The 15,153-nt window shown below is 36.5% G+C and carries 13 protein-coding genes, 1 other RNA gene and 1 pseudogene; all 15 read left to right on the top strand.

Annotated features, from left to right (window positions below; all coding sequences use genetic code 11):
* Positions 1–1,455, top strand: a 1,455-nt coding sequence (locus HMPREF1135_RS14045; RefSeq protein ID WP_007594758.1) for a MucBP domain-containing protein, incomplete at its 5' end; no start/stop codon positions are given.
* A gap of 131 nt (positions 1,456–1,586) precedes the next feature.
* A non-coding RNA gene (gene ssrS, locus HMPREF1135_RS13795) (6S RNA) lies at positions 1,587–1,763 on the top strand.
* Between the two features lie 57 nt (positions 1,764–1,820).
* On the top strand, positions 1,821–2,315 hold the full coding sequence (gene greA, locus HMPREF1135_RS09820) for a transcription elongation factor GreA (RefSeq protein WP_007594756.1): 495 nt from the start codon (positions 1,821–1,823) through the stop codon (positions 2,313–2,315).
* An 8-nt stretch (positions 2,316–2,323) separates the two neighbouring features.
* Entirely contained in the window at positions 2,324–2,761 is a 438-nt protein-coding gene (gene dtd, locus HMPREF1135_RS09815) for a D-aminoacyl-tRNA deacylase (RefSeq protein ID WP_007594754.1), read from the top strand.
* A gap of 1 nt (position 2,762) precedes the next feature.
* Positions 2,763–4,367 carry a response regulator gene (locus HMPREF1135_RS09810; protein ID WP_007594752.1) on the top strand — a complete coding sequence of 535 codons (1,605 nt, stop codon included), beginning with the start codon at positions 2,763–2,765 and terminating at the stop codon, positions 4,365–4,367.
* 3 nt (positions 4,368–4,370) lie between these two features.
* Complete coding sequence (locus HMPREF1135_RS09805) at positions 4,371–6,161, top strand: cache domain-containing sensor histidine kinase (protein ID WP_007594749.1); 1,791 nt, start codon at positions 4,371–4,373, stop codon at positions 6,159–6,161.
* Positions 6,148–7,116 carry a hypothetical protein gene (locus HMPREF1135_RS09800; protein WP_007594748.1) on the top strand — a complete coding sequence of 323 codons (969 nt, stop codon included), beginning with the start codon at positions 6,148–6,150 and terminating at the stop codon, positions 7,114–7,116. The genes HMPREF1135_RS09805 and HMPREF1135_RS09800 overlap by 14 nt, the downstream gene beginning before the upstream one ends.
* A gap of 15 nt (positions 7,117–7,131) precedes the next feature.
* Positions 7,132–8,151, top strand: a complete 1,020-nt coding sequence (locus HMPREF1135_RS09795) for a galactose ABC transporter substrate-binding protein (protein WP_007594745.1) — start codon at positions 7,132–7,134, stop codon at positions 8,149–8,151.
* A 167-nt stretch (positions 8,152–8,318) separates the two neighbouring features.
* On the top strand, positions 8,319–9,326 hold the full coding sequence (locus tag HMPREF1135_RS09790; RefSeq protein ID WP_007594743.1) for a hypothetical protein: 1,008 nt from the start codon (positions 8,319–8,321) through the stop codon (positions 9,324–9,326).
* Positions 9,323–9,802, top strand: coding sequence for a prepilin peptidase (locus HMPREF1135_RS09785; RefSeq protein ID WP_007594741.1), 480 nt, complete (start codon positions 9,323–9,325; stop codon positions 9,800–9,802). Before HMPREF1135_RS09790 ends, HMPREF1135_RS09785 begins: the two co-directional genes overlap by 4 nt.
* Positions 9,784–11,060 (top strand): annotated as a pseudogene (locus HMPREF1135_RS09780) (CpaF family protein). Before HMPREF1135_RS09785 ends, HMPREF1135_RS09780 begins: the two are co-directional and overlap by 19 nt.
* Positions 11,061–11,214: 154 nt before the next feature.
* The gene (locus tag HMPREF1135_RS09775) at positions 11,215–11,787 is read left to right on the top strand and encodes a type II secretion system F family protein (RefSeq protein ID WP_242824852.1); all 573 of its coding nucleotides are present in this window, start codon (positions 11,215–11,217) and stop codon (positions 11,785–11,787) included.
* Positions 11,788–11,790: 3 nt separating this feature from the next.
* Positions 11,791–13,020, top strand: coding sequence for a hypothetical protein (locus HMPREF1135_RS09770; RefSeq protein WP_007594733.1), 1,230 nt, complete (start codon positions 11,791–11,793; stop codon positions 13,018–13,020).
* Positions 13,021–13,069: 49 nt separating this feature from the next.
* A complete protein-coding gene (locus HMPREF1135_RS13790; RefSeq protein WP_007594732.1) occupies positions 13,070–13,246 on the top strand; it encodes a Flp1 family type IVb pilin in 177 nt (58 codons plus the stop codon).
* Positions 13,243–15,147: a DUF5702 domain-containing protein gene (locus HMPREF1135_RS09765; protein WP_007594731.1), complete on the top strand. Its 1,905-nt coding sequence runs from the start codon at positions 13,243–13,245 to the stop codon at positions 15,145–15,147. The genes HMPREF1135_RS13790 and HMPREF1135_RS09765 overlap by 4 nt, the downstream gene beginning before the upstream one ends.
* Positions 15,148–15,153: the final 6 nt, after the last annotated feature.

Below are 15,153 nucleotides of genomic sequence, written 5' to 3'. Positions count from 1 at the left end.
CCACAGACAGTAACCTATGTATATAGAAGAGCTGATGCGGGAGATGTAACCGTATACCACAAATCAGTATATGATAACAGCGACTTAAGCACACCGACAGTACTTGACGGAAGCAGAAAGCTGGGATTACCGTATACAACAACCCCTGAGATATACTCAGACTATGAGATAGATACAGTACCGTCTAACGCAACAGGAACATTTGTAAGCGGAAGCCAAACGGTAACATATCTTTATAAGAGAAAGCAGTCAGGCGGAGTAGTCGTAAATTATCTGGACAATCATGGAAACAGAATTGAGACACCTGATACAATAACAGGAACAGATAATGTAGGTTTGCCATACACAACAACACCGAAGACCATACCGGGATATACTCTTATAACAGTACCGGGTAACGCAACAGGAACATTTACAGCGGATCCGATAACTGTAAACTATATCTATAAGCGTGATGATGCGGGAGATGTTGTAGTAGAGCATATAGATGAGAACGGAAATGTACCTTTAGATACACCTGAGGTACTTAACGGTAGTGAAAGATTTGGAGAGAACTATACAACAAGTTCAAAAGTATTTGACAATTACGATCTTGTAAGTGTACCAAGTAACGCAACAGGAACATTTACAAGCGGTAGTCAGACTGTGACATATGTATATCGCAGAAGAGATGCAGGAGATGTAATCGCCCATTACGTAAATACTGCAGGGATACCGATAGAAAGTGATGAAATACTTGACGGAAGTAGAAGCCTCGGTCTGCCATACGCAACAGCGGCAAAGGCAATAGACGGATACAGCTTACAAACTGTACAGGGATCTGAAACGGGAGTATTCAGCACAGGAAGAATAGAAGTAACATACATCTATAAGAAGGACCCAAGCGTGGTAGTAATACCGGGACCTGTGCCACCTGTAACTCCTATAAACCCAAGCCCGATTAACCCGATTAACCCGATTAATCCGATAAACCCTGTAACACCGGTAAATCCAAGTACACCTACCACACCGACAACCTCTACAACTCCTATAAGAGTGGCAACACCAAGCCGGATCACTATACCGGGAAGAGATGAGGATGTAGTTATAAGACCTACAAGGCCTTTAGCGACCCCGTCAATAGCGACAAGCTCAAACACAAGCAGAGGTGGAAGCGGCAGTTCAGGTTCAAACACAACATCGACTGTAAGACCGGGAAAGGCAACTGTAAACAATAATACAACATCAATGAATGCAATCGAGAATCCGGTAATCGTAACAGACGAGCCGAAAACTCCACAGCCACAGAAGGTACAACTGAGCAAGGATACAACAAAATCCATATCAGATACAAGAGTGGCGCTGTCAGTTCCAAAGACTGAAGATAAAGATGCAACTCCGATTTACAGTTTGATGTTGATTATATCAAGTGCACTTGCTGCACTATGTATCTTCAAAAAAAGAAGAACTGAATAGTTTTATTTGGATAACATAAGTTATCGGAAGATAAAATTCAGTCCGGAAGAAATACTTTGTATGACTTCCGGACTTTTTGATTGAAATATATTGAAAAAAATATATTTTGTATTATAATTTTATTATGAAGAAAATTCCTGAGGTGAGCGATAACTTTGCCAATTTTGAACCTACATTTTGATTTATGGGATTCCAAATAACCTTCGATGGATGTCAAGCTTCTATAGGTAGAAGGCAGATATCAAGGTGAGGTAACCCACCTAGCTTCGCTAGGCGTCAATAAGCAGAGCCGTCACTTTGGGGTTTAAAAAAGAGTAGTTTTTACTACTCTTTTGTTTTATATAAAAAAGTATATGGATGGTTTTATGGCAGAGACGCTTACAAGAGATGATATTAAAAAGATAGAGGCGGAGATAGAAGAAAGAAAACTTTTGCTTAGACCGAAACTTATAGAGGCGGTAAAGGAAGCCAGAGCACATGGAGATCTATCTGAAAATTTTGAATATTATGCAGCAAAAAGAGAGAAAAACAAGAATGAGAGCAGAATCAACTATTTAGAGAGAATGCTTAGATTCTGTAATGTATATGAAGATAAGACAAAAGAAGATCAGGTCGGAATCGACAAGGTTGTAGAACTCTATTTTGAAGATGATGACGAGAGTGAAAAGTTCAAGATAGTTACTTCAATCAGAGGAGATTCACTGGAAGGCAGGCTCAGTATAGAGTCACCGATAGGCAAGGCCATAATAGGTAAGAAAAAAGGTGACAGAGTGCTGGTACCTGTAGGTGACGGAGGATATTATGTAAAAATAATGTCCATAGAAATAAGCAATGAAGAAGACGAGATAAGATCGTTTTAGGAGGAAATATGAAGCTTGTAATACAAAGAGTAAATCATGCAAATGTAAAAATAGACGGTGAAGAAGTAGGAAAGATAAATAAAGGTCTTTTGGTTTTGGTAGGTGTAGCGGCAGATGATGATGAAAGAATCGTTGAAAAGTATTTTAATAAGCTTATCAAACTTAGAATATTTGAAGATGAAAACGGAAAAACAAACCTTTCATTAAAAGATGTGGGCGGTGAGCTTTTACTTGTATCACAGTTTACGCTGCTGGCAAATTGCAAAGAGGGAAACAGACCGAGCTTTATAGGTGCGGGCTCACCGGATGAGGCAAAGAGACTTTATGAGTATATGGTGGAACTTGGCAAGAAGTCGGATATTCATACAGAATGCGGAGTATTCGGTGCGGATATGAAGGTAAGCCTTGAAAATGACGGACCTTTCACTATAGTATTGGAACTTTAATATGAGAGAACTTTACAAAATTTTACTTGTGGATGACGAAGAAGAAGTCAGAAAAAGTATTATAAAAAAAATCAACTGGGAAGAAGAAGGTTTTTTAGTTGTTGGAGATGCCGAAAACGGTGTTGAAGCACTGGAGAAAATAGAAAATTTAAATCCGGACCTGGTATTTACCGATATCAGAATGCCATATATGGACGGACTTGAGCTGATAAATGAAATAAATATAAGATATCCTCTTATAAAGTCCATCATTTTTTCGGGATTTGATGATTTTGACTATGCAAAAGAAGCCATTAAGATGGGCGTAATAGAGTATGTGCTTAAGCCTGTTTCTGCCGTTGAGCTTACGGAGATCCTCAGAAAAGTACATAAAAGTATGGATGAGGAACTTGATAAAAAAAGAGATATTGAAAGACTCAGAAGAGGATACCAAGCCAGTATTCCTATACTCAGGGAGCAGTTTTTAAACGGTATTATACATGGAAGTATAAGTGCTTCGGAGATAGATTATGCTATGTCCGAATATGATATAAATTTAAACAATGCAGACAGATATATAGTTGCCGCTGTTCACATAGATGATATGGACAGCAGTATAGTTGATAAAGAACTTATACCTATATCTGTAAAGGTCAACCTCCTTGAAAACCTGAAATATAAATTACAGGCGGAGGTCTTTTCCATGTATTCGGAAACCAGTATAGTTATATTGACAGGACTTCCTGAGAAGATGTCAAAAAACTATATAATGTCCATACTTACAGAGGCGATACGAGATGTAAACAGAGCCATAGGTGTAAACCTTACCATAGGTCTGGGTATCAGTGTAAAGGATATTACAGATCTTCACAGGTCATATACTCTTGCAAAGGAGGCTCTCGGATACAGAGGTATCGTAGGAAGCGGCGAAGTTATTTATATAAAAGATATGGAGCCTGTAAAGTCTGATAAGCTGAAGTTTGAAGATATTGAAGCAAAGGAATATATCAATATATTAAAGTTCGGAAGTGATGAAAGTATAGCCGAATATGTGGAAAAGATAGCATCAAAGCTTAAGGAATCAAAGGTACACTCAAGTCAGTATCAGTCCTATATGATAAATGTTATAAATATTATTATAAGTCTGGTACAGGACTACGGACTTGAGCTTTCAGTACTTACAAAGACGGCTACAGATTATATAGATCTTTTGGATAAGATAAAGGATACAGGCGGTTTCAGAGAGTGGCTGCTTGAGGCAAGCATAAATATCGCTCATAAGATAAGAGAAGATCGAGCCTTCACATCAAAAAAGGTACTTGAAGAGGCTAAGGCCTATATAGAAGAGAACTTTGCGGATATGGAATTGTCGCTTGAAAAACTTTGTAAACATTTACATGTCTCCGTTGCCAGGTTTTCCACAAACTTTAAAAAGGATATGGGGATATCCTATGTAAATTTCCTGACCAATGTCAGATTGCAAAAGGCTGTGGAGCTTTTAAAGACTACAGATGAAAAGACATATATTATAGCGGAAATGGTGGGTTATGCGGATCAGAATTATTTCAGCTATGTGTTTAAGAAAAAGTATGGGGTTTCACCTTCAAAGTACAGACAGCAAGGTTAGTATATGGAAAAAGGGAAATTCAGTTTAAAAAACTTGAGTATAAAAAATTTGAGCATACAAAGCTCTATTTTCATGTACTTTACAGTTACAGCGATTATAGCCATAGCACTTATAAGCCTTATAATATTTCAAAGATTTACAAACAGCTTAAATGCCACCATTATTGAGGAAAACTCAGGCATTGTAGGGCAGCTTGGTGAGTCTGTGGATTCATATCTTAGAAATGCCATGAAGGTATCCGATTCCATTTATTATAATGTTATCAAAAATACGGATATATCAAATGATGATATAAAAAGGGGTATGAACCTTATCTATGTCAACAATGACAATATGATAGATGATATAGCTTTGATATCCGGAAAGGGCGAGCTTATAGAGTCCATGCCTGCATTACGACTTAAAGATAACAGCAATGTTTTGGAAAAGGATTTTTTTAAAAAAAGTATGGCGGAAAGTGAATATATCAACTTTTCCATGCCGCATATCAGAGATCTCTTTGACAGGAATGAAAGCAGCTATTCATGGGTGATTTCTCTTTCAAGAGCGGTGGAGGTGACTGATGAGGGTAAGGCCACACAGGCTCTTCTTCTTATTAACTTAAACTATATGTATTTTGAGGAGATATTTTCAAATGTAAATTTGGGAAACGGAGGCTATGTGTATCTGACCAATGATAGTGGTGATATCATATGGCATCCGAAACAAAATGAGATATATTCGGGACGATTTAAGGAAGACAATAAATATGCCGCCACTTTAAAAGACGGAATAACAGTTGAGAATCTTGGCGGAAAAAATATTACACTCAATGTAAGGACGATAGGATATACAGGTTGGAAGCTTGTGGGAGTGACACCAAGTGCGGCACTTGGAGTAGACGGAATAAAATTCAGATTCTTTGTACTCTTCGTTGCCGATCTTTTCTTATTTTTACTGGCTATGATAAATGCCTTTATTTCCGATAAGATATCAAATCCTATAAAGAGGCTTGACGGCAGTGTAAGAGAGATTGAGAGCGGAAATCTGGATGTGGAGATAGTACCTAGCGGTTCTTATGAGGTGGAACATCTCGGCAAGTCAATTAAAAACATGCTTGGCAGGATAAAGGTATTGATGTCGGATCTTGTGGCTGAGCATAATGCCAAGAGAAAGAGCGAGTTTGATACATTGCAGTCTCAGATAAATCCGCATTTTTTATACAATACTTTGGATATTATCGTTTGGATGATTGAAAACGAGAATTCCGACAAGGCTGTAAATATTGTGACGGCACTTGCAAAGTTTTTCAGGATTTCATTAAGCAAGGGAAAGAATATAATCACTGTAAAAGATGAGGTGGAGCATGTAAGAAACTATCTGATGATACAGAATATGCGTTTCAAAAACAGGTTTGAATACAGCATAGATGTGGATGAGGAAGTGCTTTCTTATTCATCTTTAAAGCTTATGCTTCAGCCCTTGGTGGAAAATGCGATATATCACGGAATGGAGTTTATGGACGGTGACGGTGAGATAGACGTAAAAGTATTTAAAGAGGATGACAGTCTTTATTTTACGATAACGGACAACGGACTTGGAATGAGTGAAGATATGGTTGAAACTTTACTGAGTAAAGACTTTGTTCCAAGTAAAAAAGGATCCGGTATCGGTGTAAAAAATGTAAATGAAAGAATAAAGCTGTATTTTGGAAGTGAATACGGGTTGAAAGTTGAATCGGAACCTGATGAAGGTACAAAGATTACAATTCATTTGCCTGCTGTAGTATATGGAGAGAATGATGAAGACAGATAAAATATATATATGGATAATATGGTTTGTATCAATTATCTTACTCTTTGTAATTTCGCAGACAAATTTGATATTAAAAGAAGAAACACCGAGAGTTTATCAGGTATCTTTGATACTTGACGGTGAGGATGAAAGTAAATACGCCAATCTTAAAAAGGGTGTGGATGATGCCGCAAAGAAATACAATATAGATATAAACCTGATTACATTAAATAATATAAATCAGAAGACGCTTATAGAGTCCGAGGAGGAAAACGGTGCCGACGGTATTATTGTGTTGGCAAAAAATGATTTAAAAATCAATCTTATAAAGTCACCGGTGGTTGTACTAAAGTCAAAGGATACGGATGTATTTGATACGGCTAAGATAGGAAGTGCAAATCCAAGTATAAATATCTCAAAGAGGACTATAAATATTGACTATACAGATATGATTGAAAGGCTTTATACGGCATTTGAAGAAAAGTATGACGGAAGTTCACCGGTTTATGTATTTGTAAATGATTTGAATCTTGCAGGTGTGTCAAAGGAAACAGATTTCTTGAAATCAAAACAATCTTCTAATATAATTCTTGTAGAGGGAGATGAAAAGGAGTTTCGGACGGCAATAGAAGATTTGGTGCACAGTAAGAAAAGCGCTTTTATATTCTCACTTGATAAGAAAAGCACTGAGAATATATGTAAGATACTTGGAGGCAGCAGCGTTTATAAGGAACATATACACGGGTTTTATTGCATAGGAGCAACTACATTCTTTTTAAATAAATTAAGTGAGGGCAGTATAGATGCGATAGCTACTCTAAATGAGTATGACGAGGGATATTCGGCAGTGGAAATGCTTATGGCGGACTTAAAAAAGACGAACTATATGACAAATATCGATATGGAAAATATGCTGGTGGATAAGGAAAGTCTGGAAAATGAGGATATAATAAAACAGCTGTTCCCAATTGACTAGCACTGTGGGAGGAAGATGAAAAAACATGGTTTTATAATAAGCATGGCGATTTTGGTAATTGTTCTTGTCGTCGGCTGTATATCTATGATGAGCAGGGTTGCATCGCCTAAGAAAAATGTCATCAAGATAGGTCTTTGTCTGTATAGATTTGACGATACATTTATTTCAAATGTCAGACAGGAAATTGAAGAGTATGTAAAGGAATATGAAAAAGAACATGATATCAAGATAAATCTTGAGGTGGTGGATGCCAGAGACAATCAAAATACTCAAAATCATCAGGTGGATAGATTTGTATCTCTTGACTATGATGTACTTCTTATAAATGTCGTTGACAGATTTGCCGCTTCAAATATGATTGAAACGGCGGTCGGCGCAAAAATACCGATAGTATTTTTTAACAGAAAACCGGTGGATGATGACTTAAACAGAGCGGACAATATTTATTATGTAGGTGCAGGACCGAAGTCCGCAGGAATCGAGCAGGCCAAGATAATAATAAATGCCTACAATGAAAATCCTCACAGCATAGATATAGACGGTGACGGTGTGATAAATTATGTGCTTTTAGAGGGTGAACCGAGTCATCAGGATTCTCTTGTAAGGACAGAATGGGTTATAAAAACTTTGCAGGAGAACAATATTCCGATAAATAAGCTAAACGGTGCTATCGGAAACTGGGAGAGAGCACAGGGTTCCGCGCTTATGGAAGAGTGGCTTAATAATTACGACAATATAGACCTTGTCATATCAAATAATGATGATATGGGACTTGGTGCCATAGATGCGATTGAAAGAAACAATAATATAAAAGGTATAAAGGTTGTCGGTATAGACGGAACAAAGGAGGCCCTTGAAGCAATCAATGAAGGTAAGCTTTTGGGTACTATCGAAAGTGATAAAAAGGAATATGCCAAGGCGGTAGTGGAAATAGCGATGCACAGCATAGGGAAATCAGATTTGCCTGATGATGTAAATGCCAAATTAATGGAGAACAGAACCTATGATGTTAGGCAGATTCCCAGGGTAAAATAAATTTTTGTATAAAATTCACATTTATTCAATATATAAATTGTATATGAAATATTGAAAAGAGCATTGACTTTTATGCTCTTTTTTATTATTATAAAAGTCTAAAGATTAGAACACCTTTCTAACAGGTGTTTTGGGGACCTTTCTTTAAATAATTCTATAGGAGTTTTATGAGGCATATTATAGCGGTGATTGATACGGATATACGCTTTGCCTTAAAATTATCTGATTTTCTTTCTAAGGAGGATAGGATTCCTTTCAAAGCGGTCGCTTATACTTCATTCCAAATGTACAGTAATGAAAGCTCTTCTATGGAGACAGTGGCATTTATCACGGATATTGACAATGTGGATGAATGTATAGATACGGGACTTCCGGTCGTTCTCCTGTCAGATGATGCGATGGTAGAGTCTAAATATACCGGTTCTTCAGAACTTTTCTGTTCAATATTCAAATTTTGCGGTGTACATATAATAGTTGATGAACTGCTGGGATTTTTTTCGGGTAATAATTCTTTCGGACTTACAGCAGTTAATAAAAATACAAAAGTCTACGGTGTTTATTCTCCGATAAACAGATGTGGCAGAACAAGTCTTTCGGTGGCATTTCATTCTTACTTCTGTTCACAGGAAAACAGTTCTTTGCTTATTTCCTTTGATGAATATGATTCATTGTTTTCTGTTTTGAGAAAAGAAAACAGTAGAGACCTGTCTGATGTTTTCTATGGTTATAAAACCGGAGATTTAAACTTTGCTAAACTGGGAGAATGTATCAGCAGAGTTGAGGATTTGAATATTGTTCTACCTGCAAGGTACAATGAAGACTTGTTTTATTTATCCGACAATGAACTTACAAAATTTATGAATGATATTCTTTTGGCAAATCTGTTTGAAGTTATTGTAATCGACTTTGGAAGTATAGGCCGCAGATCCATGCAGATTTTGGATATGTGTGAAAAGATATTCTGCCCGGTGATTGGAGAGAACAACAGTGTGGAGATGACAAAGATAAGTGAATTTAAATCACTTCTGGGGCGAAACGGATATGCTGAGATCATTCACAAAATATATGAGATGAGATTGCCGAAGGAGGATATTTCCGCAGATATATTTAATTTTACAAGATTAAAGCGGCGTGAATATTTTTCACAGGTTTCAAAGACAGCTGAGGGCCTATGATTTATTATATAGTGGGCAGTATGTTATTTGCTGCGGCAATGACGGATATACTTTGGAAGAAGGTTCCGAATATTATTATTTTCGGATATTTTCTTATAGGAGTATATATATTACATGTAGAGTTTGTATTCAGAGTTTTTGCTTCAATTATATTATTTTCAATTCTTTACAGGCTTAGATTTTTTGGAGCCGGAGATATAAAGTTGTTTTCTTTGGTTATAGGATTTTTAGGTATATATGACGGGGTGAATGTGACTGTTATAGCATTGGTGCTGGCAGGAGCGGGCGCATTACTTTATATGATTTTCACTAATCAGTTTACAATCAGGATTACAATGCTTATAAACTATTGTATGAGAGTGCTTGCTGCCGGAAGAATTGAAAAATATTATGAATACAGAAAAAGTGACAAGCATTTGATACCTGTTTCTCCATATTTTTTGGCAGGCTTTATATTATGGAGGTGCTTTTGTTAAACAGAAAAATAACAGATGATGAGATTTTTAGAATACAGGTGGTTAAACGTGAAGATGAGAGCGCAAATCAGGGTGAAAGTATTTATGAGCAGCTGAAAAGAGAAATAAGAGATGAGCTCTCGGATCTTAGAAATATAGAAGATGAAGAATTATATGAAATAATAGATCGTGAAATAGTACATAAGGAACATTCTTTTTATATTCCTCTTGAAGAAAAAATAAATATAAGAAATTCTCTTTTTGATTCGTTCAGAAGGCTGGATATACTGCAGGAGTTATTGGATTCCAAAGACATACAGAGATAATGGTAAATGGGAAAGATGATATATTTGTGGAAAAATGTGGAAAAGTCATGAAATGGGATAAGAGCTTTGTGAGTAATGAGGTTTTGGAAGATATGATTCAGCAGATCGTAAGTAAGGTGAACAGAGTTGTAAATGTGTCTTCACCTATTGCAGATGCCAGACTCTCAGACGGTTCAAGAGTACATATTGTATTGCCGCCAATATCTCTTGACGGTCCGATTATTACAATAAGAAAGTTTCCTGAAGTTATCAGTATGGAGAGAATGATATCATACGGAACAATATCTGAAGAATGTGCAAATTTTTTGGAGATGCTGGTTTGTTCAGGATATAATATTTTTATTTCAGGAGGCACAAACTCGGGAAAAACCACTTTTTTAAATGCACTCTCAAGCTATATACCTAAGGGGGAAAGAGTTATTACAATAGAGGATTCGGCGGAATTACAGCTGATGCATATAAAAAATATAGTAAGGCTTGAGACAAAAAATGCGACTTTAAGCGGTGACGGAAGTATCGGCATAGGAGATCTTATAAGGGCATCACTTAGAATGAATCCCGACAGGATAATAGTCGGAGAAGTCAGGGGAAGAGAAGCGCTTGATATGTTGCAGGCTATGAATACCGGACATGACGGTTCGCTCAGTACAGGACATGGTAACAGTGCAAAGGATATGCTCTCAAGACTTGAAACAATGGTGCTAAGCGGTGCGGATCTGCCGCTGGCCGCTATCAGATCGCAGATAGCAAGTGCATTGGATATTTTGATACATCTTGGAAGACTCAGAGAGGGAGAAAGAAGAATGCTTGAGATTTTGGAGGTTTTGCCCTATGAAAATGGGGAGATTGGGCTTAATAAGCTCTATGAGTTCGATATGGAAGAAAAGGTACATAAAAAAGTCGGAGAACTTAAAAACAAACAAAAATTGTTCGCAGCAGGCTATAGACTATAACAGCTACAGATTTAGCGTTTCGGAGTGGCTAAAATACAGCTTTTTAGCCGTATCGGCAGCAGCCATAGGTTCTTATATATTCTATAAAAGCATAATCATATTTTCTTGTTTATTTCCATTCTGTTTTTTATACCCCATTTTAAAAAGAAAAGAATTGATCGCAGCAAAAAAGCGCAGACTTGTTGTGGAGTTTAAGGAAGCGATAATGATACTTTCATCACTTTTAAATGCAGGATATTCACTGGAAAACTCTGTAAAGGAAGCTTTGGTGGAGCTAAGACTTTTATATGCTAAAGATAATCTGATAATAAAAGAATTTGAATATATAAATCAGCTTATTTACATGAATATCAGTGTTGAAAGGGCGTTTGACGATTTGGCTTACAGGAGCCACAGCGAAGATATAAGAAGCTTTGCAAAGGTTTTAAGGATTGCCAAAAGAAGCGGAGGTGAACTTGAAAGTATTATCGCACATACGGTCGGTGTTATAGGTGATAAGGTGAGAATAAAAGAAGAGATAATAACCATGACAACTTCAAAGAGGTTTGAACAAAACGTTATGAATATATTCCCGCTTTTTATAGTTTTATATATTGATATAAGCTCACCGGGGTTTTTCAATATTATGTATACAACCTTTATAGGAAGAGCCTGCATGAGTATAGGACTTATAGTCTATCTGTTTGCAATTTATATCTCAAAGAGACTTTTAAATATAGAGGTATAGCCTATGAAAAAGTATTTGAGGATAATCTTTTTAAAAAATTTAAAGTGTTGGCTGATTATAATCGCAAGCTTTGTGATTTTTGGTATCTGCAATTCTTTTTTAAAGGTAAATACGGTAGAAGATAATTATATAAACAGACCGGGTGTGGATGAATATGATACCGAGATTGAAATAGAGGTTGAAGGTTTACTTGATAAGCCGCAAAGAATAGAGATACCTATAACAAAGAGAACTTATTCAAAAGATGAGGCAAAGGAGGCTATAAAAAAAGGTCTGGAAGAGATACTTTTAACACTTCCGGGTGAGAATTCTTCACTGCAAAATATCACCACAGATTTGAATTTGACAAATGAAATAAGCGATTTAGGCCTTAGTGTAAAGTGGGATTTCGGCGAGAGTGAACTTATAGACATTTTGGGAAATGTACATAATGAAAATCTCAAAGAAAACATAAATCTTGATATAGAGGTAGACTTAAGTTATGAAACTTATGAGGAAAGCTATATTATTCCAATAACAGTATGTCCGAAAATATTATCAAATGATGAAAGGCTTTTAAAGGGGCTGATTGATAAGATAGCAATTGTCGATAAGGAATCAATCCAAAAAGACGGTTATACTCTGCCGGATACGTATGACGGTAAAAGTCTTATATACCACTATGGTGAAGCGTTTAACTTTAATATTATTCCGATTATGGGAACAGTTATAGCGATACTTTTATATTTACAGGAAAAGGAAAAAGAAAGGCGGAGCACAGAAAAGAGAAAAAGGGAGCTTATGAAGGATTATCCGGATATAGTTTCAAAACTGATAGTATTTATAGGTGCCGGACTTTCTGTCAGACAGTCATGGGAGAGTATAGTTATAGATTATGAGAATGAATGTAAAGAGAACAATGAAAGAAGATATGCCTATGAGGAAATGGTAAAGGCTCTGGCAAAACTTAAAACCGGAATATATGAGAATACTGTATATAAGGATTTCGGCAGGAGCTGTGCCCTTAGGCAATATATGAAATTGGCATCACTTTTAGAACAAAACAGAAGGAACGGACTTGCAAATCTGCACAGTCTCCTAAGCATGGAGTCACAAAGTGCATGGGATGAGAGGATAAATTTGGCAAGAAGAGAAGGCGAGGAGTTAAATACAAAGCTGCTTTTACCGCTTTTTATGATGTTACTTATAGTGATGATGATAATAATTGTACCTGCATTGTTGATATTTTATTGATTTTATAAAAGCAATGTGGATTTTAGAAAATTAGAAAGGGGTAGTAAATATGTTGGAGTTTTGGAAAGATTTTATGGAAAATGAGGACGGTGTCGGAGTAGTGGAGATTGTTTTGGTTTTAGTGGTTTTGATAGGTCTGGTACTTATATTTAAAGGAAATATCAGTAAGCTTATGAACAATATCTTTAAGGAAATCAATAAGAAATCAAAAGAGGTATATAATTGAGAAAAAGCGGTTCCGTTACCGTCTTTATATGTCTGATATTTGTCTGTATCAGTGCTTTAATATGTGGACTTTTGGAGTCTGCAAGGACATCGGGAGCAAGATTTTATTTACAGGTGGCAGGAGACTCTGCAATTGATTCACTTTTTAGCAGATATCATAGAAAGCTTTGGGAGAATTACAGAATATTCGGTCTGGAAAGTTACAGTGATGAGAATATAAAAGATATGATGCTTTTGTATATGGACCCTTATATAAAAAACAGCGGAATGTACAGGATTCAAAATCCGCATGTGAATTTAAATAAGAAAATATATTTAAATGACAATGGCGGCATGTATCTTGAGCAGGAGATTATTGATTATATGGGCCTTGGAACTTTTGAATCAATATTTGACAGTTCTCCCGATAAGCTTTGGAAAGATATAGAAGATGCTAAGAGTATGGAAAAGGTTACTTCCGACTATGGCCTCAGTTCAAGAGAAGCGATTGAAGTTGAGAAGGTTTTAAAAAGACTTTCTGAAAATATTTCAGAACAGGAGAAAATAAGATCTGAAATGAAATCTTCACTTGGTGCAAGAAATCTGACAGAGATAAAAAAGCTTTGTAAAAATCTGAAAAAGGTATTAAAAAAAGTTCCGGATCTTATAAAAAAGTATGAAAAAAAAGCCGATAAATTATCGAGGAAAATCGGAGAAATAAAAGATAAAAATGCCGAAAGTATTTCCAAACTCTCAGAAAACAATAAGGCGTATATCGAAGGAGAGACGGCAAGGTTTAAAGACTACGCAGATAAGGACGGAGAAAGAAGACTTGAGGTGGCAGCACTTGGCGGACTTTCTGAAAGTATGGTAAGGGAGATCGAGCATCTGGAAGCCGATATTGAAATCCTGCAGGAAAGAATAGCGGAAGCTGAAGATGATGAAGAAGATGAACATGGAAATGAGATAAGCGAAGGTTGGGATAATGTGAGTGATGATATAAATTCACTTACAGAAATGAGAATGAACTTTAGACATGGAATATCTGATGAAGTTAAAGAAGATCAGCTAAAACAACTAAAAGAACTGATTTCCGACGGTATATTCTCTCTCGTGATTCCTGAAAACAGAGAGGTTTCAAATAAAAGTATAAACAGACTCGCTCTTCCTTCAAATGCCGTCACAGGAGGATATACAGGCAGAAATCTTGCAGAAAGACTTCTTATAAATGAGTATATCGGAACATATTTTGCCGACTTTACAGATGATATAAAGACTCCGCTTTCATATGAGCTTGAGTATATACTAAACGGAAAAGACTCGGACAGGGAAAATCTTGAAAACACGGTGGCGGCTCTTCTTGCAATAAGAGAGGGATTAAACTATATGCATATCGTATCCGATGCCGATAAGATGCAAAGAGCCGGAGAGCTTGCAGAGGTAATCAGCGGTGTGATATGTCTGCCTGAAATAACATTTCTTGTCAAGTTTTTGATAATAGCGGTATGGGCTTTGGTGGAATCGGCTATAGATATCAAATGCCTTTTATCAGGGGGCAAGGTGCCTATAATAAAGACGAAGGACGATTGGAAGGCGGATCTTGACACGATATTTGAAGTTTTGGAAAACAGGTCTTTGGGCAATAAGGATTCCGAACGCGGTATCAACTATGAGGGATACTTGAAAATGCTTTTATATATAGAAGATCCTGTAAAAAGAAATTTCAGAATGATGGATATAATGCAGCTTGATATAGGTGTGAGCCAAAACGACTTTTTAATGAAGGATATGATATACGGTATTGATGCAAATATAAGCTGTGGAGCAAGAAGAGTATTTAGTGAGATATCGTATTTTTCCAAAGAGTTTGCAGGTCTTATATCAGGCTATGAGATGCAGGTTAAAGTGGAGAAAATATATTGAAGGGAG

The sequence above is a fragment of the Lachnoanaerobaculum sp. OBRC5-5 genome (assembly GCF_000296385.1).
GTDB lineage: Bacteria > Bacillota > Clostridia > Lachnospirales > Lachnospiraceae > Lachnoanaerobaculum.
The sequence above is the reverse complement of the archived record's forward strand: the minus strand, read 5'-3'. Positions and strand labels throughout refer to the sequence as shown.